This window comes from Mesorhizobium sp. M0800, from assembly GCF_040320095.1.
Classification (GTDB): Bacteria; Pseudomonadota; Alphaproteobacteria; order Rhizobiales; family Rhizobiaceae; genus Mesorhizobium.
This window is the reverse complement of record NZ_JAMYOZ010000043.1, coordinates 1-20,400: the sequence shown is the minus strand read 5'-3', so window position 1 is coordinate 20,400 and position 20,400 is coordinate 1. Positions and strand designations below refer to the sequence as shown.

22 protein-coding genes and 1 pseudogene are annotated in these 20,400 nt (G+C 62.4%); 10 read left to right on the top strand and 13 right to left on the bottom strand.

From position 1 onward, the window contains the following. The 3 genes from NKI18_RS30475 to NKI18_RS30465 are packed head-to-tail and all read left to right on the top strand — an operon-like array spanning nt 1 to nt 4,796. Nucleotides 1-1,293, top strand: coding sequence for a M16 family metallopeptidase (locus tag NKI18_RS30475; protein ID WP_023674150.1), 1,293 nt, complete (start codon nt 1-3; stop codon nt 1,291-1,293). Between the two features lie 15 nt (nt 1,294-1,308). Continuing rightward, on the top strand, nt 1,309-1,905 hold the full coding sequence (locus tag NKI18_RS30470; RefSeq protein ID WP_353021641.1) for a GNAT family N-acetyltransferase: 597 nt from the start codon (nt 1,309-1,311) through the stop codon (nt 1,903-1,905). A gap of 2 nt (nt 1,906-1,907) precedes the next feature. Beyond that, nucleotides 1,908-4,796 (top strand): EAL domain-containing protein, encoded by a 2,889-nt coding sequence (locus NKI18_RS30465; RefSeq protein WP_352578602.1) that lies wholly within the window; start codon nt 1,908-1,910, stop codon nt 4,794-4,796. Nucleotides 4,797-4,819: 23 nt separating this feature from the next. On the opposite strand, the gene NKI18_RS30460 is transcribed toward NKI18_RS30465, so the two are convergent. Continuing rightward, the gene (locus NKI18_RS30460; RefSeq protein WP_031211061.1) at nt 4,820-5,428 is read right to left on the bottom strand and encodes a YqgE/AlgH family protein; all 609 of its coding nucleotides are present in this window, start codon (nt 5,426-5,428) and stop codon (nt 4,820-4,822) included. A 147-nt stretch (nt 5,429-5,575) separates the two neighbouring features. Here NKI18_RS30460 and NKI18_RS30455 point away from each other — a divergent pair, with 147 nt between their 5' ends. The 3 genes from NKI18_RS30455 to NKI18_RS30445 all read left to right on the top strand — a co-directional run bounded on the left by NKI18_RS30455 (nt 5,576) and on the right by NKI18_RS30445 (nt 7,592). Next, the gene (locus NKI18_RS30455; RefSeq protein ID WP_352621665.1) at nt 5,576-6,382 is read left to right on the top strand and encodes a protein-disulfide reductase DsbD domain-containing protein; all 807 of its coding nucleotides are present in this window, start codon (nt 5,576-5,578) and stop codon (nt 6,380-6,382) included. 82 nt (nt 6,383-6,464) lie between these two features. Further along, nucleotides 6,465-6,965 (top strand): peroxiredoxin, encoded by a 501-nt coding sequence (locus tag NKI18_RS30450; RefSeq protein ID WP_352621663.1) that lies wholly within the window; start codon nt 6,465-6,467, stop codon nt 6,963-6,965. 147 nt (nt 6,966-7,112) lie between these two features. After that, the gene (locus NKI18_RS30445) at nt 7,113-7,592 is read left to right on the top strand and encodes a DUF2938 domain-containing protein (RefSeq protein ID WP_352621661.1); all 480 of its coding nucleotides are present in this window, start codon (nt 7,113-7,115) and stop codon (nt 7,590-7,592) included. An 18-nt stretch (nt 7,593-7,610) separates the two neighbouring features. Here the strand turns inward: NKI18_RS30445 and rnhA are convergent, their stop codons facing one another. The 11 genes from rnhA to coxB form a co-directional block, all read right to left on the bottom strand. Continuing rightward, entirely contained in the window at nt 7,611-8,150 is a 540-nt protein-coding gene (gene rnhA / locus NKI18_RS30440) for a ribonuclease HI (RefSeq protein ID WP_352449878.1), read from the bottom strand. Then, the gene (locus NKI18_RS30435) at nt 8,147-9,109 is read right to left on the bottom strand and encodes a homoserine kinase (RefSeq protein ID WP_352621659.1); all 963 of its coding nucleotides are present in this window, start codon (nt 9,107-9,109) and stop codon (nt 8,147-8,149) included. The genes rnhA and NKI18_RS30435 overlap by 4 nt, the downstream gene beginning before the upstream one ends. Before the next feature lie 5 nt (nt 9,110-9,114). Further along, nucleotides 9,115-10,119, bottom strand: a complete 1,005-nt coding sequence (gene ispH, locus NKI18_RS30430) for a 4-hydroxy-3-methylbut-2-enyl diphosphate reductase (protein WP_352621658.1) — start codon at nt 10,117-10,119, stop codon at nt 9,115-9,117. Between the two features lie 107 nt (nt 10,120-10,226). Then, nucleotides 10,227-10,982 (bottom strand): SURF1 family protein, encoded by a 756-nt coding sequence (locus NKI18_RS30425; protein WP_352621656.1) that lies wholly within the window; start codon nt 10,980-10,982, stop codon nt 10,227-10,229. Then, the gene (locus tag NKI18_RS30420) at nt 10,979-11,365 is read right to left on the bottom strand and encodes a DUF983 domain-containing protein (RefSeq protein WP_352621654.1); all 387 of its coding nucleotides are present in this window, start codon (nt 11,363-11,365) and stop codon (nt 10,979-10,981) included. Before NKI18_RS30420 ends, NKI18_RS30425 begins: the two co-directional genes overlap by 4 nt. Before the next feature lie 82 nt (nt 11,366-11,447). After that, nucleotides 11,448-12,329: a cytochrome c oxidase subunit 3 gene (locus NKI18_RS30415; RefSeq protein WP_352578608.1), complete on the bottom strand. Its 882-nt coding sequence runs from the start codon at nt 12,327-12,329 to the stop codon at nt 11,448-11,450. A gap of 1 nt (nt 12,330) precedes the next feature. Next, complete coding sequence (locus tag NKI18_RS30410) at nt 12,331-12,963, bottom strand: cytochrome c oxidase assembly protein (RefSeq protein ID WP_023674136.1); 633 nt, start codon at nt 12,961-12,963, stop codon at nt 12,331-12,333. A gap of 7 nt (nt 12,964-12,970) precedes the next feature. Beyond that, nucleotides 12,971-13,138 carry a cytochrome c oxidase system small membrane protein gene (locus NKI18_RS30405; RefSeq protein WP_023674135.1) on the bottom strand — a complete coding sequence of 56 codons (168 nt, stop codon included), beginning with the start codon at nt 13,136-13,138 and terminating at the stop codon, nt 12,971-12,973. Continuing rightward, entirely contained in the window at nt 13,135-14,079 is a 945-nt protein-coding gene (locus NKI18_RS30400; protein ID WP_352621651.1) for a heme o synthase, read from the bottom strand. The genes NKI18_RS30405 and NKI18_RS30400 overlap by 4 nt, the downstream gene beginning before the upstream one ends. Before the next feature lie 75 nt (nt 14,080-14,154). Next, on the bottom strand, nt 14,155-15,807 hold the full coding sequence (gene ctaD, locus NKI18_RS30395) for a cytochrome c oxidase subunit I (RefSeq protein ID WP_031211058.1): 1,653 nt from the start codon (nt 15,805-15,807) through the stop codon (nt 14,155-14,157). 38 nt (nt 15,808-15,845) lie between these two features. Then, entirely contained in the window at nt 15,846-16,736 is an 891-nt protein-coding gene (coxB, locus tag NKI18_RS30390; RefSeq protein WP_352796037.1) for a cytochrome c oxidase subunit II, read from the bottom strand. Nucleotides 16,737-17,095: 359 nt separating this feature from the next. Here coxB and NKI18_RS30385 point away from each other — a divergent pair, with 359 nt between their 5' ends. The 4 genes from NKI18_RS30385 (at nt 17,096) to NKI18_RS30370 (ending at nt 19,963) form a co-directional block, all read left to right on the top strand. Beyond that, a complete protein-coding gene (locus NKI18_RS30385; RefSeq protein ID WP_023674131.1) occupies nt 17,096-17,620 on the top strand; it encodes an invasion associated locus B family protein in 525 nt (174 codons plus the stop codon). Between the two features lie 127 nt (nt 17,621-17,747). Continuing rightward, entirely contained in the window at nt 17,748-19,160 is a 1,413-nt protein-coding gene (gene tldD / locus NKI18_RS30380) for a metalloprotease TldD (protein ID WP_352456885.1), read from the top strand. Between the two features lie 151 nt (nt 19,161-19,311). Then, nucleotides 19,312-19,587, top strand: a complete 276-nt coding sequence (locus NKI18_RS30375; RefSeq protein WP_023674129.1) for an AbrB/MazE/SpoVT family DNA-binding domain-containing protein — start codon at nt 19,312-19,314, stop codon at nt 19,585-19,587. Continuing rightward, complete coding sequence (locus NKI18_RS30370; RefSeq protein ID WP_352621647.1) at nt 19,574-19,963, top strand: type II toxin-antitoxin system VapC family toxin; 390 nt, start codon at nt 19,574-19,576, stop codon at nt 19,961-19,963. The genes NKI18_RS30375 and NKI18_RS30370 overlap by 14 nt, the downstream gene beginning before the upstream one ends. Nucleotides 19,964-20,017: 54 nt before the next feature. On the opposite strand, the pseudogene NKI18_RS30365 reads toward NKI18_RS30370, so the two are convergent. Then, nucleotides 20,018-20,302 (bottom strand): annotated as a pseudogene (locus tag NKI18_RS30365) (antitoxin Xre/MbcA/ParS toxin-binding domain-containing protein); the annotation flags it as partial. Between the last annotated feature and the right edge of the window lie 98 nt (nt 20,303-20,400).

The following is a 20,400-nucleotide window of genomic DNA, read 5'->3' as shown; positions in this document are numbered from 1 at the left end:
ATGGGTGTTGAGGTAAGCCGTCTGTCGAACGGCCTGACAGTCGCCACCGAAACCCTTCCAAGCCTCGAATCTGTTGCCCTTGGCGCCTGGGTCAAGTCGGGCGCACGCAACGAGCGTGACGAAGAGCACGGAATGGCGCACTTGCTCGAGCACATGGCTTTCAAGGGCACCAGGCGGCGAAGCGCCTTCGAGATCGCCTCGGAGATCGAGGACGTCGGCGGCGAGATCAATGCCGCCACCAGCGTCGAGACGACCTCCTATTATGCAAGGGTTCTGAGCGACGACGTGCCGCTGGCCGTCGATATCCTTTCCGACATCCTGCAGGAATCCGAATTCGATCCGCAGGAGTTGGAACGAGAGCAGCATGTGATTCTGCAGGAGATCGGCGCCGCGCACGATACGCCCGACGACGTCGTTTTCGATCACTTTACCGAGACCGCCTTCCGCCACCAGACTATCGGCCGCTCGATTCTTGGCACGCCGGAAACCGTCAAATCCTTCACTTCGAAGCAGCTGCACGACTTCATCGAACGACAGTACGGCGCCGAGAACATGGTGATGGTGGCGGCCGGCGATATCAAGCACGACGATTTCGTGCGGGAGGTCGAAAAGCGTCTGGGCAGCTTCCGCGGCAAGGCCGACGGCACCATCCCGCAATATGCGCAGTATGTCGGCGGCGATTTTCGCGAGGACCGCGACCTGATGGACGCCCAGATCGTGCTGGGTTTCGAGGGCCGCGCCTATCACGTCCGCGATTTCTATGCCTCCCAGGTCCTGTCGATGATCCTGGGCGGCGGCATGTCGTCGCGACTTTTCCAGGAAGTCCGCGAGAAACGTGGCCTGTGCTATTCGGTCTATGCCTTCCATTGGGGTTTTTCCGACACCGGCGTCTTCGGGGTCCATGCGGCGACCGGACAAAGCGATATTGCCGAGCTGGTGCCTGTGATCATCGACGAGCTGCAAAAGGCCGGTGAAAACATCCTGCAGGAGGAGCTTGACCGGGCGCGTGCCCAATACCGCGCCGGGCTGATCATGTCGGCCGAGAGCCCGGCCAGCCGCGCCTCGCAGATCGCCAGGCAGTTGCTTCTGTTCGGCAGGCCGATCGCCAAGGAAGAGCTGATGGAGCGGCTGGCGGCGTTGACTGTCGAGCGGCTGACGGATCTGTCGTCCCGGCTTTTTTCGACCAAGCCGACGCTTACAGCCGTCGGGCCGGTGGGTACGCTCGCGCCCTATGAGGCAATCCTTGATTCGCTTTCGGGCACGCAGACCACTGCCCGTAAGCTTGCCGTCTAAGCCTATTCGAGCGTCGTGTTCGCGCTCCCTTTCTTTCGCCGCGACCTGCCGGCACTTCAGGGCGAGCTTGTCACGCTGCGCGTACCGCTGACCAACGACTATCGCGAGTGGTCGGTGCTGCGCAGTGAAAGCCGCGCTTTTCTTGAGCCGTGGGAGCCGCGATGGACCCCTGACGAACTCGACCGCACGGCGTGGCGGCATCGTATCGGGCGCTACCGCGAGGACTACGCGCAGGGGACGGCGATCGCCTTCTTCATCTTCGAGAAAAGCAGCGGCAAGCTGGCCGGCGGTATCACCCTCGGCAATATCCGCCACGGGGTCGCCCAAAGCGGCCATATCGGCTACTGGATCGGCGAGCGCTTCAGCGGACGCGGCCTGATGACCGATGCCGTCAAAGTGGTGACGCGTTTCGCCTACGAAACGCTGCGATTGCACCGGATCGAAGCTGCCTGTATCCCCGATAACGCCCGGTCGATCCGCGTGCTTGAAAAAGCCGGATTCCGGCGCGAAGGACTGCTACGATCCTATCTCAGGATCAACGGCATCTGGCAGGACCATTACCTATACGCCCGAATCGCGGACGATCCGCCGGGCGTTGGAACAAAGGGCTGATTTTGACGAATTTTCTGCGCAAGGGGTCGCTGCTTGCCTTTATGCTGGCGGCAATCGTCACGCTCTGCGCGGCATCCTCGGCGTTTGCCGTAGAACCGATCAAGATCGCCCGCGACGACGTTGCGCTCGATCTTTCGGGGGCCGTCTTGATCTACCGGAACCAGGGCGAGAATTTTCAGGTGTCGACCGCGCCAGGCCCGGACGGCATCGTGCGGCGCATCGAGGTCGAGGCAAATGATGCGCGCTCGACCGGTGACTGGGCGGTGTTCGCGCTCGCTAATACCACCGACCAGCAGCTCGACAGGCTGATTGTCGCACCGCATTTCCGGCTGGTGAATTCCGGCCTGTTCTGGCCGGATCTCGGCTCGACCCGTATCGCTGCGATCACGCCCAGCGAAGGCTTTGCGCTCGACCGTCAGACCAGCCCCGACGCCGACGTGTTCCGGGTGACCTTGAACCCCGGAACGGTGATTACCTTCATCGCCGAGCTCGCCTCGCCCAAGCTGCCGCAGGTCTATCTGTGGGATCCTGAATCCTACAAGGACTCGGTCAATTCCTACACGCTGTTTCGTGGCATCGTCATCGGCATCGCCGGCCTGCTGGCGCTGTTCCTGACCATTCTTTTCGTCGTCAAGGGGACCTCGATGTTCCCGGCAACGGCGGCCCTAGCCTGGGCGGTGCTTGCCTATATCTGCGTCGATTTCGGCTTTCTCAACAAGATCATAGAGATCTCACCGGGCAATGAGCAGATGTGGCGCGCCGGAACGGAGGTGGCGCTCGCGGCGACCTTCGTGGTGTTCCTGTTTGCCTATCTCAACCTCAACCGGTGGCACGGCCATTTCAGCTACGGCGCACTGGTCTGGATTCTCGGGCTGGTGCTGATCGCCGGTGTCGCCATCATCGATCCGGCGGTTGCCGCCGGCATTGCCAGGCTGTCCTTCGCCGCCACCGCGCTGACCGGGCTCGGCCTGATCATCTTCCTCGGTATCCGCGGTTACGACCGCGCCATCATGCTGGTGCCCAGTTGGGTGATGGTTCTGCTGTGGCTATGCGGATCGTGGATGGCAATCACCGGCATGCTGGACAACGATATCGCTCAGCCGGCGCTGGGCGGTGGGCTGATCCTCATCATCCTGCTGATCGGCTTCACCGTGATGCAGCACGCTTTTGCCGGCGGCGCGCTGCATCAGGGCCTGTTCTCCGACCTTGAGCGGCAGGCGCTGGCGGTTGCCGGATCGGGCGATACTGTGTGGGACTGGGACGTGCTGCGCGACCGCGTCGTCACTCGTCCCGACGTCAGCATTCAGCTCGGTCTTGCCCCCAACAGCCTCGGCGGCCCTGCCCGCAACTGGCTGCCGGTGCTGCATGCCGACGACCGCGACACGTTTCGCACGACACTCGACGTGGTGCTCGAGCACCGGCGCGGCCGGGTGTCGCAAAACTTTCGCCTGCGCGGCGCCGACGGGCACTATCACTGGTTTTCGTTGCGCGCCCGGCCGGTGATCGGCTCGGACGGCGAGGTCATCCGCTGCGTCGGCACCATGGTCGACGTGACGGAGCAGAAGAAATCCGAGGAACGGCTGCTGCATGACGCCGTGCACGACAATCTGACCGGCCTGCCCAACCGCGAGCTGTTCATGAACCGGCTGGAGGCGATCATTTCGATTGCCCGCACCGAAGAGAAGGTGCGCCCGACCGTCTTCGTCATCGACATAGACCGGTTCAAGCAGGTCAATGACGGGCTCGGCATCTCGGCCGGCGATACCATCCTTTTGACTATCGCGCGGCGGCTGCACCGACTGCTCAAGCCGAAGGATTCGCTGTCGCGCTTTGCCGGCGACCAGTTCGCGCTGATGCTTTTGTCGGAGCAGGATCCGGCCCGCATCGCGGCCATTGCCGATGCCATCAAGCACGCCATCAACAACCCGATCACCTTCGCCAAGCGCGAGATCGTGCTGACGGCCTCGATCGGGCTGATCACCTGGACCGCCACGCAGACCTCGGCCGAGGACATGGTCAAGGATGCCGAGCTTGCCATGCATCAGGCCAAGCGCTTCGGCGGCGACCGGATCGAGCCGTTCCGTCCCGCCTTCCGCACCGTCGGCACCGACCGGCTGCAGTTCGAGTCCGATCTGCGCCGCGCCATCGAACGACGCGAATTCACGCTTGCCTACCAGCCGATCGTGCGGCTGGAGGACGGCAGCGTCGCAGGCTTCGAAGCGCTGCTGCGCTGGGACCATCCGCGGCGCGGCATGATCCCGCCGGCGGATTTCATTCCGGTTGCCGAAAACTGCGGCCTGATCGTGCAGCTTGGGCTGTTTGCCATGCAGCAGGCTGCCGAAGACCTGGCGGGATGGCAAAAGCAGATCGGCGATGCGCCGCTGTCGGTCTCGGTCAATCTGTCCAGCCGCCAGCTCATCCGCCGCGACCTGGTCAGCGACGTCCGCTCGGTGATCGCACGAGCCAACCTGAAACCGCGCTGCTTCCGGCTCGAACTCACCGAATCGCTGGTGATGGACAATCCCGAGCAGACCGCCCATGTGCTGACCAAGCTGAAGCAGCTTGGCATCGGCCTGTCGCTGGATGATTTCGGCACCGGCTATTCATCGCTGGCCTATCTGACGCGCTTTCCGTTCGACACCATCAAGATCGACAAGAGCTTCGTCGACGACGCGACGCCGAAACGCGCGGTGCTGCTCAAATCAATGGTCAACATGGCGCATGAGCTCGGCCTGTCGGTCGTTGCCGAAGGCATTTCGGACGAAAGCGATGCGCTGGAGCTGCGGCAGATGGGCTGCGAATACGTGCAGAGCTTCATGTTCGGCGCGCCGATGCCCGGCGACCAGGTGCTGAAGACGCTGAAGGAACAGTATCCGTTGACCCAAGCGTGACAAGTTTCAGGACGTAATGAGGTTCAGGCGTGACCGGCAGCCAGGCTGAGATGCGCGAGATCGATGCCGATCGAGGCAAGGATCCGGTCGTATTTGCGGTCGATGTCGGCGTCGAACAGAAGCTCGGCACTTGCCGGGCAAGTCAGCCAGCCATTCTCGACGATCTCGTTTTCAAGCTGGCCCGCACCCCAGCCGGCATAGCCGAGCGCCATCAGAGCCCGCCGGGGTCCGCGGCCGGAGGAGATGGCGCGCAATATGTCGACGGTCGCGGTCAGACAGACATCGTCGGACACGGCGAGCGAGGATTCCACCCGGTAGTCGCCCGAATGCAGAACGAAGCCGCGGCTACGATCCACCGGTCCGCCATTGCGCACGACAAAGTCGCGCGCCGGCGGCGGCAGGCGAATTGCCTCCAGCTCGTTCATGATGCCGAGTTGCACGAGCAGGTCCGGAAACAGCATCTGCTGCGTCTGGTTGATGATCAGCCCCATCGCGCCTTCGTCGCTGTGCGCGCAAATGTAGATGACGGAGCGCGTGAAGCGGTCGTCCTTCATGCCAGGCATGGCAATCAGGAACTGATCGTCGAGAAAGCCGGGTCCTGCGGCCGTCCTTTTATGGCGCAACAAATCCATGGCCACAGCGTAACGCGTTTCCGGGGCGTCGAAAAGATGGGCGGCGCCCGATTTGATCAGGCTCAAAAGCCGAAGGTCACGCAAATATGATGCCGGCGGCGTCATGAAATCATTGTGCGGCCATCAACGGACGATCAAATCATCGCCATGCAAAGCTTGAAAATCCTGCTGCTTGGTGTGACCATTGGATCGGCGACCGGCTTCCCCGCCTCAGCCTCCTCGTCGGCCTGGTACAACAGCGAAGGCGGCAGGGTGCGGCTGGTAACAAGCGGCAAAGCCGACGAGGCCGGACGTCTCCAGGGCGTCCTCGACATTGCGCTGAAGCCCGGCTGGAAAACCTATTGGCGCGATCCGGGCGATGCGGGCGTGCCGCCACAGATCGACGTCTCGGCCAGCACCAACATTGCCGACGCGACGCTTTCGTTTCCGCCGCCGCAGCGCCATGACGACGGCTATGGCAAATGGGCCGGCTACGACCACCCGGTTTCGTTGCCGGTGACGTTCACGCTTGCCGCGCCCGGCCAACCGGCCGTCATCGATGCGGACATCTTCCTCGGCATTTGCGAAACCATCTGCATCCCGGTGCAGACAAGGCTGACCGTCGATCCCGGCGCCGATCCGGACAACGCCGAGGACGCGGCACTGGTCAAGGCAGGCCTTGCCACCCTGCCCGCCACGGCAACGCCCGATTTCGGCATAAACGTACTGCCGGGCGACCACGAAACGCTGATTGTCGAAGCGAGCTTTCCAGGCAGCCCCGAGGGCGCCGACTTCTTCGTTGCCGGCGAACGCGATTACATGTTCGGTGCCCCGGCACGCAGCGAAAAGGATGGCAAGCTGATCTTTACTGTGCCGATCCTCGACAGGCCGTCGACAACGCCAACCGATGGCGGCCTGCACTACACGCTGACAAGTGCGGCTGGCGCGGTCGAAGGCCTGCTGCCTTTTCCGTGATGCCAACGTCTGGACGGTTGCCGGGCGCGCCTTAATTCGGTATCGCAAGGACACTCCCTTCCATTTCCAAGCGAGGACCATCATGACGATCTCCGTTGGCGACAAACTGCCCGATGCGACCTTCAAGACAATGACCGCCGACGGTGCAAAGCCGATCACGGCGGGCGAGATATTCTCAGGAAAGACGGTCGTGCTGTTTGGCGTTCCAGGCGCTTTCACGCCGACCTGCAGCAACAATCATCTGCCCGGCTACCTGGATAATTACGACGCCATCCTGGCGCGCGGCGTCGACACTATCGCCGTTGTCTCGGTCAACGATGTTCACGTCATGGGGGCTTGGGCCCGCTTCAGCGGCGGTGAAGGCAAAATCCTTTATCTTGCCGATGGCAATGGCGATTTCGCCAAATCGGTCGGCCTCGACGCCGACCTCTCCAGCGGCGGCATGGGGCTGCGCTCAAGGCGTTTTTCGATGATCGTCGATGACGGCAAGGTCACCGCACTCAATGTCGAGACAAAGCCCGGCGTCGACGAGTCCGGTGCGGCTCACATTCTCGGACAGCTTTCCGTCCTGGCGACAGCATAGGCCTGGGACGGCGGCGGGCGCCTTCGAGCGCTCAGCGTCCAAAGGACGCTGACTTTTGCATCGGCGCATGATTCTTCCGAAAGCCGACCCGGTTTTCGGGGCCATGTGTCGGCCCTTCGGGACTGCTTGCTTTTGGGGACCTCGATTATGTCCGACATCTTGTGGCGCAGCGTCGCGATCGGCATCGGCGCAACCGCGCTTATGGATGTCTGGGCGATTTTCCTGAACAAGGCCTTTGCCCAACCACGACCGAACTGGGGGCTGGTCGGCCGCTGGGTCTGGCATCTCAGGGAAGGCAAGGTCTTCCATGACGACATTGGCGAGGCCTCGCCCTACCCGCATGAATCAGTACTTGGCTGGGCCTTTCATTATGCTGTCGGCATCGTCTACGGCGTCATACTGGTCGTGCTGGCCGGAACGGCCTGGCTCACCGCGCCGACCTTCCTGCCGGCTTTTATGCTCGGCATCGTCACCGTCGGCGCCGGGTGGTTTCTGCTGGCGCCCGGCATGGGCGCCGGCTGGGCCGCTTCGAAGCGGCCGAATCCGATGCAGGTCCGCGCCCTCAATCTTGTGTCGCATACGGTGTTTGCCATCGGACTGTTCGGCACCGCCCTTCTGATCCGCTGACACGCCAGTTCAACCGGATCAATAACTCTGGGTCGAGCGCCGAACCTTCTTGGCCGCCGATTGCCTGGACTGGGTGCCTTCCTTCGGCGGCACGGACGCGAGCACGGGTTTCGCCGACTTCGTCTTGAATGGCGCCATGCCGAGCCGCGCCAATTCGTCGGCGCGCTCGTTCTCAGGATGGCCGGCATGGCCCTTGACCCAATGCCAGGTGACCTGGTGGCGGTTGCGCGCAGCGTCGAGCTGCTGCCACAGCTCGGCATTCTTCACCGGCTGCCTGGCGGCCGTCTTCCAGCCGTTGCGCTTCCAGCCGTCGATCCAGCTGAAAATACCGTCCTTGACATAGTTGCTGTCGGTATAAAGATCGACGGCGCAGGGCTCCTTGAGCGCATTGAGCGCCGAGATGGCCGCCAACAACTCCATGCGGTTGTTGGTGGTCAGAGCCTCGCCACCATGGAGCTCCTTGATTGCGCCGTTGAAGCGCAGGATTGCGCCCCAGCCGCCAGGCCCGGGATTGCCCGAACAGGCACCATCGGTGAAGATTTCAACGCGCTTGGTCATGTCAGTCCATATTCGGAAGGAGAGTTGATCGCCCGGTGGAAGCGCATCCGGCGGATATACTCGGTCGGGTCGCGTTTCATCACCAGCCCGCCGTCCGGGACCGTCAGCCAGTCGTAGAGCCGGGTCAGCATGAAGCGCAGCGCCGAGCCGCGCGCCAGCATCGGCAGCGCAGCTTTCTCGTCACTGCTCAACGGCCGCACGCTTTGGTAGCCGGCAAGCAGCGCCGTGCCCTTGGTCAGATTGAAGGAAAAATCCTTCTCGAAGCACCAGGCGTTCAGGCACGTGGCAACGTCGTAGGCGTAGAGGTCGTTGCAGGCGAAATAGAAGTCGATCAGCCCAGACAGTTTCTCGCCGAGGAAGAACACATTGTCCGGGAAAAGATCGGCATGGATGATGCCTTGCGGCAGACCGTTCGGCCAGTTCCGCTCGAAATCGGCGAAATCGGCATCGACCTCGGCCGCCAGTCCCGGCTCGACCTCGTCGGCGCGGGCGCGGGCGGCATTCCACAGCTTGCGCCAGCCATCGATGGCAAGGGCGTTGGGGCGGGTCATCGGAAAATCCGCGCCGGCGAGATGCAGTGCCGCCAACGCCTTGCCGACCTCGCCGCAATGCGCAGCCGTCGGCCGCCGCAGCGACAGGCCTTCGAGAAAGGTGATGATGACCGCCGGCCGGCCGGCAAGTGTTCCGATCACACCGCCATCATGTCCGGTGACCGGGAGCGGGCACGAAATGCCCTTTCTGGCGAGGTGGGCCATAAGGCCGAGAAAGAACGGCAGGTCAGCCTTGTCGACGCGCTTCTCGTAAAGCGTCAGGATGTAGGAGCCGCTGCTGGTGTGCAGCAGAAAATTCGAGTTCTCGGTGCCTTCGGCGATGCCCTTGTAGGACAAGAGGTCGCCGACCGGATAGTTCCTGAGGAATGCGCCGAGCTCGCCCTCGTTGACGTCGGTGTAGACCGCCATCGTTGCTACGCGGCCCCGTTGACGAAGGCCATGTCGGCAGCCGTCAGTTCGACATCGCGCAACACCCGCATCACTGGAAAGTCCTCCGTCTCCGTCGCCGTCACGGCCAGCTCGATGGTCACGTCGAAGCGCTGCCTGAACGCATCGACGATCTCGTCGACGATGATCTCCGGCGCCGAGGCGCCCGCCGACAGGCCGAGCGTCGAAATGCCGGCAATCTCATTCCACGGAATTTCGGAGGCGCGCTGCACGAGAAGCGACATCGAGGCGCCGGCGCGCTCGGCCACTTCGACCAGGCGCCGCGAGTTGGAGGAGTTAGGTGCGCCGACAACCAGGAAGAGATCGGCGCCGGCCGCTGTTTCCTTGACCGCTTCCTGGCGATTGGTGGTGGCATAACAGATCGATTCCGCCGCCGGCGCGTGCAACTCGGGAAAACGCTGCTGCAGGGCGCGGATGATACCGGCGGTGTCCTCGACCGACAGCGTCGTCTGGGTGACGAAGCCGAGCGCTTGCGGGTCTGCAGGCACGAAGCTTGCGGCGTCGGCCTCGGTCTCGATCAGAGTGACCGCGCCGTCCGGCAACTGGCCCATTGTGCCGATCACCTCCGGATGCCCGGCATGGCCGATCAAGAGCACGTGGCGGCCAAGCCGCTGATGGCGCATCGCCTGCTTATGGACTTTCGAGACCAGCGGGCAAGTCGCGTCGAGATAGAACAGGTTGCGGGACTGGGCGTCGGCCGGCACAGATTTCGGCACGCCATGCGCCGAAAAGACGACCGGGCTCTGGCGATGCTCGGGCGGGATCTCGGAGAGCTCCTCGATGAACACCGCGCCAAGGCTTTGCAGCCCTTCGACGACGTAGCGGTTGTGCACGATCTCGTGGCGGACATAGACCGGCGCGCCGTATTTCTTCAGCGCCAGCACGACGATCTGGATGGCACGGTCAACGCCCGCACAGAAACCGCGAGGCTGGCAGAGCCGGATGGTCAGCGGCGGCTTTGTGTAAAGCATGATTGCATCTTACGCTGATTGTAGGCCGGTTGATCGGACTATGACTTCTGAGCTCAAGGCGCGAAATGAGGTGCGCGGCCCTGCCCTGTCAAGGGTAGTGGCGGCGATCATTGGTCTTTCGCCGGGCGGCGGAGCCAGGAGATCAGGACGCCGGCAAGGGCGGCGGCAAGGCCGTACCAGGTTATCGCATATTGCAGATGGCTGTTCGGCAGGTCGATGACGGTGACACCTCCAACTGGCAGCCCGCCGGGGTTGGGCCTGGCGTTCGCATCGATGAAGATCGGCACCAGCGCCGCACCTGTCGGCAGGCCGGCGCTCGAGGCCATCGCGTCACGATCTTTCCAGTAGAAGATATTCTTCTGCGGATCATTGTCGGGAAGCATCATCGAGGGCTTGGCCGGCAGCGGGTTGCGGGCGAGCCCCGTCACCGTCACTTTGCCCGTTACCTGCCCCTGCGGCCGCTTGGCTGGATCCTTGAAATCGTAAGGCACGAAGCCGCGGTTGATCAGCACGAAACGGCCATCGTCGAGCTGTAGCGGCGTGAAGACGTCGAAACCGGACTGGCCTTCCCAGGTGGCGAGGAAATGCCGCTCGTCTTGATGCAGGAAAGTGCCGGTCACTGTCACCGGCGTGTAGTCCACGTCGCCGGCGGCAGCAAACCGCTTTTCGAGCTCGGCCAATGGCACAGGCGCCGAATGGGTGCGCTGGTCTATCGTCTGGAGAAGGCCCTCTTTCCAGTGCAGGCGCTGAACCTGCCAGGTGCCGAGCGCCAGCAGGATCAAAAACACGACGATACCCAGGCCGAGTGCCAATGCGCGCTTCGGCCGCGACCGGCCGGCCACCGAACCGGATGCCTCGCTCATTCGCCGCGGTCCAGCCGGCCCTCGGCCGCCTTGTTGCGGTATTGCAGCGTCAGCAGCACGCCCTTGATCAGCCGGAGCGCCGCCAGGCAAAGCACCAGCGTCAGCGGAATCCACAGCAGCAGATGCAGCCAGAGCGGCGGATTGAGCGTCACCTCCATCCACAACGCCAGGCCGACGACGATAAAGCCGATGATCAGGATAACGAACACCGCCGGCCCGTCGCCGGCATCGGCGAAGGAATAATCGAGGCCGCAATTGGAGCAGCGATCACCGACCGTGAGGAACCCGGAGAACAGCTTGCCCTCGCCACAGCGGGGGCAGCGGCCATGCAAGCCGGCCGAGATCGGATCGATTGGTGGCCAGATCGCCTTGTCGTCGCTCATGAGGTCATCCTAGGAGCATTTGCCGCAAAAGATAAGGCGGCCACGTCGCCGCAGCCGCCTTGTCGATTTCCTCAGCTCGATCTCAGTGCGGTTCGATCATCGCGCCGTTCGATGCCCAGACGTAGATCGAGGCAAACAGGAACAGCCACACCACGTCAACGAAGTGCCAATACCAGGCGGCGGCCTCGAAGCCGAAATGCTGCTTGGGCGTGAAGTCGCCCTTCATGGCGCGGATCAGGCAGACCAACAGGAAGATCGTGCCGATGATGACGTGGAAACCATGGAAGCCGGTCGCCATGAAGAAGGTGGCGCCGTAGATCGAATCCCTGAAGCCGAACGGCGCGTGCATGTACTCGTAGGCCTGCACCATGGTGAACAGCATGCCGAGGCCGACGGTCAGCACCAAGCCATTGATCAGGCCCTTGCGGTCGCCGTGGATGAGCGAGTGGTGCGCCCAGGTCACCGTGGTCCCCGACAGAAGCAGGATGACGGTGTTGTAGAGCGGCAGATGGAAGGGGTCGAGAACCTCGAGGCCCTTGGGCGGCCAGACGCCGCCGGTGAAGGCGGTACGGGCGTATTGATGGACCTCGCCAGGAAACAGGCTGGCGTCGAAGAAGGCCCAGAACCAGGCGACGAAGAACATCACCTCGGAGGCGATGAACATGATCATGCCGTAGCGCAGATGCAGCGACACGACACGGGTGTGGTGTCCCTCATGCGCCTCCTTGATCGTATCCGACCACCAGGCGAACATCGTGTAGATGACGATCAGCAGGCCGATGAAGAACAGCCATGGATTGGCGATGTTGAAACCGAAGATCGGGAAATCGCCGCCCTTGAGATATTGCATGTAACAGACGCCGCCGAACGCGGTCACCAGCGCCCCGACGGAGCCCAGGAAAGGCCACGGGCTCGGGTCGACAAGGTGGTAGTCATGTTGTGGTTTTGCGTGTGCGTCTGCCATATCAACCCCCGAGGCTTGCTTCGGTATCTGAAATCTTGTTGCGGCGGCCGTCGGCCGGCACCGATGATGCGACCGGCTTGGTCTTGTCGACCGGGAACATCGTGTAGGACAGGGTAATCGTCGTCAGATCCTTCAATTCCGGCGCGTTGACGATGTCGGGATCGACATAGAAGACGACCGGCATGTCCAGCGTCTCGCCCGGCTTCAGCGTCGTGTCGGTGAAGCAGAAACACTCGACCTTGTTGAAGTAAGGTCCGGCCAGTTCCGGCTGCACGTTGAAGGTGGCGCGTCCAGTGATGGGACGGTTGAATTTGTTGGTCGCGCTGAAATGCGCCTCGGCGGTTTCGCCGATCTTGATGGTGATCGAGCGGGCGACCGGCTGGAATTGCCAGGGAACGCCGGCGGTGTTGGCGTCGAAGCGGATGGTGATGTCGCGATCGAGCACCCGATCGGCATATTGCTGGGTCGCCCGTTTGACGGTGCCGCCGTAGCCTGTCGCCTGGCAGAACATCGCATAGAGTGGTACCGCGGCGTAGGCCATGCCGATCATGCCGCCGAAAAACGCGATGCAGACGCCGGCGACGACGCGGTTCGTGTTTTTCTTCGTAGGATCGGTGACTGTTTGCCTGGTCATTGTGAGCTCACATCGAGCCGGGGAAACTGTGACCAAATTTCACGATGGTCGCGACGTAGAATATGACGACCAGCGCCGCCAGCGCGAAACCGATTGCGGCCGAGCGATTGCGGCGGGCCTTCTGCTGACGTTCGGTCAGCGTGACCAGTTCAAGCTTCTTTTCGGCCATGCTCATGCTCCACCAATGGTCAGCGCGCGCTCGACGACACAATCGCCAAGGTAGGCGGCGAAGATGGCGAAGAGATAGAGCAGCGAATAGCCGAACAAGGCCTTGGCCGGCTTCATCGCCCGATCGTCATCGGCCATTTGCAGCACCTTCCACGCATACCAGACGAAGCCGGCGCCGAGCAGCAATGCAACGATGCCATAGACCGGCGTGGTGAACCCGAGAACCCAGGGCAGCACGCCAACCGGCGCGAGGACCAGCGCATAGGCAAAGATCTGGCGTCTGGTCGAGGCCTGGCCGGCGACATTCGGCATCATCGGAATGCCTGCCTTCGCATAGTCCTCCGACTTGAACAGCGCGAGCGCCCAGAAATGTGGCGGCGTCCACAGGAAGATGACCAGGAACAGCACCAAGCTTTCGAGGCTGACCGATCCGGTTACCGCCGCCCAGCCTATGACCGGCGGAATGGCACCGGCAGCCCCGCCGATGACGATGTTCTGCGGCGTCCAGCGCTTCAGCCACATCGTATAGATGACCGCATAGAAAAAGATGGTGAAGGCCAGAAGCGATGCTGCCAACCAGTTGACCAGCACGCCGAGCGTCATCACCGACAGAACCGACAGCACCAGCCCGAAACTCAATGCCTCGCCTGGCCGGATGCGGCCGGCCGGCACGGGACGGCCGGCGGTGCGCGTCATCACCGCATCGATGTCTGCGTCATACCACATGTTGAGCGCACCGGAGGCGCCGGCGCCGATGGCAATAGCCAGGATCGCGATCACCGCCAGCAGCGGATTGATGGTCACCGGGGCGGCGACCATGCCGACAAACGCAGTGAACACCACCAGCGACATGACGCGCGGCTTCAGCAGGGCGAAGAAATCGCCCGCCGTCGCTTCCGACATGCGGAAGCCCGGCTCGTCAATCAGTCTGTCTTCGGCAAGGGCCATGCGTACTTAAAGTCCATCATTCCGTTGGCCAAAACCGCCGGCCGGCCGGCGGTTCCGTATTAAGGAGGCAACCGCCTATTTGATCTTCGGCAACTGTTCCCACTGGTGGAACGGCGGCGGCGAAGGCAGCTGCCATTCCAGCGTGGTCGCACCCTCGCCCCAAGGATTGGCGCCGGCGACCCGCTTCTTCTGGAACGCCTCGAAGACGCCGAACAGGAAGATGACGACGCCGACAGCCGAGATGTACGAGCCGTAGGACGACACCATATTCCAGCCGGCGAAGGCATCCGGATAGTCGATATAACGACGCGGCATACCGGAGAGACCGAGGAAGTGCTGCGGGAAAAAGACCAGGTTGACGCCGACGAAAGTGACCCAGAAGTGGGTGTTGGCGATCACCGGCGAATACATGTAGCCGGTCATCTTCGGGAACCAGTAGTACCAGCCGGCGAAGATCGCGAAGACCGCGCCCAGCGACAGCACGTAGTGGAAGTGCGCGACCACGAAATAGGTGTCGTGCAGCGGGCGGTCGAGGCCGGCATTGGCCAGCTGCACGCCGGTGACGCCGCCAACAGTGAACAGGAAGATGAAGCCGATCGCCCACAGCATCGGGGTCTTGAGCGAAATCGACCCGCCCCACATAGTGGCGATCCACGAGAAGATCTTCACACCCGTCGGCACCGCGATGACCATGGTGGCGAAGACGAAATAGCGCTGGGTGTCGAGCGATAGGCCCGTCGTGTACATGTGGTGGGCCCAGACGATGAAGCCCACCGCGCCGATGGCAACCATCGCATAGGCCATGCCGAGATAGCCAAACACCGGCTTCCTCGAAAAGGTCGAGATGATATGGCTGATGATACCGAAACCCGGCAGGATCAGGATGTAGACCTCCGGATGGCCGAAGAACCAGAACAGGTGCTGGAACAGGATCGGATCGCCGCCGCCGTCCGGGGCGAAGAAGGTGGTGCCGAAATTGCGGTCGGTCAAAAGCATGGTGATGCCGCCGGCCAGCACCGGCAACGACAGAAGCAGCAGGAAGGCGGTAATCAGCACAGACCAGGCGAAAAGCGGCATCTTGTGCATGGTCATGCCGGGCGCGCGCATGTTGAAGATGGTGGTGATGAAGTTGATGGCGCCAAGAATCGAGGAGGCGCCGGCGATGTGGATTGACAGGATCGCCAGGTCCATGGCCGGTCCGGGCTGGCCCGATGTCGACAATGGCGGATAAAGCGTCCAGCCGCCGCCGACGCCGTAGGCGCCGGGCGCACTCGGGACGAAGGCCGAGAAAATCAGCAGGATGAAAGCCGGCGGCAGCAGCCAGAACGAAACGTTGTTCATGCGCGGGAAGGCCATATCCGGCGCGCCGATCATGATCGGCACCATCCAGTTGGCAAAGCCGCCGATCAGCGCCGGCATCACCATGAAGAAGATCATGATCAGCGCATGCGCGGTGGTGAAAGCATTGTACATGCTCTTGCCGCCGTCGATGGCGGCGTCGCCATTCATGCCGTAGACCATCTGCGCCAGGCCAGTGAATATCTGGATGCCCGGCTCCTGCAATTCCATGCGCATGACGACCGACAAGGCGCCACCGATGCAGCCCGCCATGATCGCGAAGATCAGATAAAGCGTACCGATGTCCTTGTGGTTGGTCGAATACACCCACCGGACCCAGCCATGATACGGCTTGTGGTCGTGGTCGTCGTGAGCTGCAGCGTGCGCCATGGTCGGCTCCGTTCCCTGAATCTTTTCTGGTCGCGGCATCAATTGCCGGCGGCCGCTACCTTGTTCGTGCCATCGACCTCGGCCATCAGCGCCTTGTTGGCGCCGGGAAGGTCGGTCTTGGCTGCCGCCAGCCAGTTCTTGTATTGTGCATCGGAGACGACGCGAATGGCGATCGGCATGAAGGCGTGGTCCTTGCCGCAGAGTTCCGAGCACTGGCCGTAATAGAGGCCTTCCTTGTCCGCCTTGAACCAGACCTCGTTGATGCGGCCCGGCACCGCATCGGTCTTGATGCCGAAGGACGGCATGGCAAAGGCGTGAATGACGTCGGTCGCCGTCACCAGCACCCGGGTCATGGTGTTGACCGGCACCACCATCTCATTGTCGACGGCGAGCAGGCGCGGATACGCGGCGCGATCTTCCTTGCCGGCAGCAGCCCTGTCGGCATCCTGAAGGATCGCGGAATTAAAGGAAAGCGTGTTGTCGACCTGGTATTCGTAGTCCCAGTTCCACTGATTGCCGGTCGCCTTGACGGTCAGCTTGGCTTCTTCCGGCGGCGTGTATTGCGCGGTCAGCAGCTGGAACGAGGGAATGGCGAGACAGAGCAGGATGACGACGGGACCGACAGTCCAGATGACCTCGATCAGCGTGTTGTGGCTGGTGCGCGACGGCGTCGGGTTGACGCTCGCCCGGAACCGCAAAATGCAGTAGGCAATCAGGAAAAGCACCAAGGCGGTGATCACAATGATGAACGCGAACGAGTAGTTCCCGAACCACTCGATCTGCCGCATAATGTCGGTTGCCGGAGGCTGAAAACTGGTTTCCCAAGGTTGGGGCTGGGCTGCATGAGCGGATGCAGCGGCAAACAACGTGGCGGCGGCACTAGCTACGATTTTGGCGGTTGCCAGGAATTTTCTCATCGCCCTCGTCATCTCCCAGTTCCTCGCGATCGGACCGCAAGAATGTCGAACAATGCCGGGACGGGAATCCCGGACAATTCAAGGCTGGTTCAAACCATACTCTATTTGCCTCCGCAAGAAAGGAGCGCCGGAACCCGTGCGGCATTTTTGCGCGCAAGCGCGGCGCTGGCTTCGTGCGGTGACGGCTCGCCGCGAATCACCAGAGCGGCATCCGGGTAGAATGAGCCGCGCGGCGCGCGGAACCGTCGCAATTAGGGCGAAATTGGCACGGAAAAGCGCATTGTTGCCTGTGTCGGGGCAGATCGCCGGGGTCTCGTCCTTTACTTGGGTTTAGTGCGGCTTAAAGTGCCGTGATTCGCAATGGAGCCGTCATGAATCCTTGGCTTTCGAGAACCTTGGCGAAGGTCATCTTTGTTGCCGCCGCAATAGCCTTGTCCGGCGCCGGCCTGGCCAATGCCGCGCAGCCAAGCGGCACGGTGAAGTCAACGCATGGGGCGTGGTCGATCATCTGCGATACGCCCGCCGGTGCTACATCCGAACAATGCGTGATGATGCAGAACGTCGTCGCCGAGGACCGTCCGGAAATGGGTCTTTCCGTTGTCGTGCTGCGCACAGCCGACAACAAGGCCGAAATCCTGCGTGTGCTGGCGCCGCTCGGCGTGCTGTTGCCCAACGGCCTCGGCCTCAATGTCGACGGCAAGGATATCGGCCGCGCCTATTTCGTGCGCTGTTTCCAGGACGGCTGCTATGCCGAGGTCATCCTGGAAAAGCCGCTGCTCGACACGCTGAAGACCGGTACGTCCGCCACCTTCATCGTCTTCCAGACGCCGGAAGAGGGCATCGGCATTCCCGTCGACCTCAAGGGTTTCGCCGACGGCTTCGCCGCCCTGCCTTGAGACTGGGTCTTGTAGCTGATCCAGTGATGTTGACCGGCCGAGGTCACGGCAAATCTCATTTCAGATTGTCTGTGCGGGCCTTCGCGCCTACATCGTGGGAAACAACCCTCCTGCGAATGGACCTGCCATGAACAGCCTGATCGGCCAATTTGACATTTCCGACGATCGCATCAAGCAAATCGTTGCCGAGACTATTAACGGCGCCGACGACGGCGAACTGTTTCTCGAATATAGCGAAAGCGAATCGCTGATGTTCGACAATGGCAAGCTGAAGACCGCGAATTTCAACACCGACCAGGGTTTCGGCCTGCGTGCCGTCGCCGGCGAAGCCAGCGGCTACGCCCATTCCAGCGATCTCTCCGAAGCCTCGCTGCTGCGCGCCGCCGATGCCGTTTCGACGGTGAAGAGCGGCTATTCCGGTACGCTTGCCGCAGCGCCTGCCCGCACCAACCGCCATCTCTACGGCGACGGAAACCCTATCCCCTCGCCTTCCTTCGAGGCCAAGGCCAAGCTGCTTCAGGAAATCGATGCATGGCTGCGGGCCGAGGATCCGCGCGTCAGGCAGGTGACGGCGTCGCTCGCCGCCTCCTGGCAGCATGTCGAGATCGTGCGCGCCGACGGCCAGATGGTGCGCGACATCCGTCCGCTGGTCAGGATCAACGTGTCGGTGGTGGTCGGCGACGGCGACCGCCAGGAGAGCGGCTCCTACGGCATGGGAGGCCGCAAGGATTTTGGTGAATTCCTGATCGAGGACAGCTGGCGGCACGCGGCCAAGGAGGCATTGCGGCAAGCGCTGGTCAATCTCGAAGCGGTTCCAGCACCTGCCGGCACTTTCGACATCGTGCTGTCGAGCGGCTGGCCGGGCGTCATGTTGCACGAGGCCGTCGGCCACGGGCTGGAAGGCGATTTCAACCGCAAGAAGACGTCGGCCTTCGCCGGCCTGCTTGGCCAGCAGGTGGCAGCGAAAGGCGTCACCGTCGTTGATGACGGCACCATGCCCGAGCGGCGTGGCTCGCTTACCGTCGACGATGAGGGCACGCCATCGGCCCATAACGTGCTGATCGACGATGGCAAGCTGGTCGGCTACATGCAGGACCGCCAGAACGCCCGGCTGATGGGCATGAAAGCCACCGGCAACGGGCGACGCCAAGGTTACGCGCACGAGCCTATGCCGCGCATGACCAACACCTACATGACAGCAGGCGACATGGAGCCGGACGAGATCATCGCCTCGGTCAAGAACGGCATCTATGCCGTGTCGTTCGGTGGCGGCCAGGTCGACATCACTTCGGGCAAGTTCGTGTTCGGCTGCACCGAAGCCTACATGATCGAGAACGGCAAGGTGACGCAACCGATCAAAGGCGCCATGCTGATCGGCAACGGGCCGGATGCCATGCATCGTGTGGCGATGATCGGCAACGACATGAAGCTCGACACCGGCATCGGCATGTGCGGCAAGGCCGGACAGGGCGTGCCGGTCGGCGTCGGCCAGCCGCATCTCAGGATGAACCAGATGACAGTCGGCGGCACCAGGGTTTGATGCGGCTGGCGCCGAATTATCGCCGCTCCGGAACAACCAATCCCCGCCGCCCACTGCCTTGTCATCGCTTTAAGTAGGAGTAGCTTGCGCCTTGAATTTGCCGAGAGCTTCGACTATCTTACATTCGTCTTACACCTAAGGACGTGCCGAGATGGCTGCCGCAGAGAAGCTCGTAACTACGGTCTCGACCAAGGGACAGGTCATCCTGCCCAGCGCGATCCGGAAACGGAGGGAATGGCATGCCGGCACACGCCTTCTGGTCGAGGATACCCCGGAGGGCGTGCTACTGAAGCCTGCGCCAGTCTTCGCCGAGACGCGGCCAGAGGACGTGTTTGGATCGCTGCGCTATAGCGGCAGGCCGAAGACGTTGGAGGAAATGGACGCGGGCGTGCTCGCCGAAGCGCGGCGGCGCCATGCTCGCAATTGATACCAACCTGATCGTCCGCTACCTGACGGGCGATCACCCGTCGCAGTCTTCCCGCGCCCGGGCGCTGATCGATAGCCAGCCGGTCTTTGTCGCCCTCACGGTGATGCTGGAAGTCGAATGGGTGTTGCGCAGCGCCTACGGTTTTGCGCCGCTTGAAATCGCCCGTACGCTACGGGTGTTTAGCGGGCTTCCCACGGTAGAGGTGGAAGACGGGGCGGTCGTGTCGTCCGCGCTCGACCTCTCGGAACAGGGGTTGGATTTCGCTGATGCGCTGCATCTGGGCAAGTCCGCTCACTGCGCTGGCTTCGCGACTTTTGACCGCAAGTTCGTCAGGGCCGCGAAGGCGGCCGGATACGAACGCGTGCAAGAAGCATAGCAGCTCACAGCGGCCCAGCGCGGCACAAAAGCGCGCCACAGGGTCAGCCTGGTTTCAGGCATAGATGCCGGAGCGGACTGCCTCCAGATAGGCAAGCACCTTGTCCGTCTTGCCTTCGCGAACCAGATCGTAGGCGGTCTTTCCGGCCCAACCGGGGATCGGCTGATGCTTGAACCAGATCGCCGCACGATGTTCATCACTGGCCATCTCACCGGCCATCGCCAGGATACGGACGATGGGACCCAATGCGGCGTCAACCTTGCGCGCACCGGACTTGGCGGCAAGCGTGTTGCGCGCGAGACCGGTCAGCCCCGCCAGTTCTGTCATATTGACCCCTAGAGCCTTTCACGTTTTGATGGAAGCGTAGCCGGCGTTTGCGAAGTAGTTGTTGCATTCGGTTGCCTCGATCGTTTCAACGAGGTGGCCGATGTGGCGCC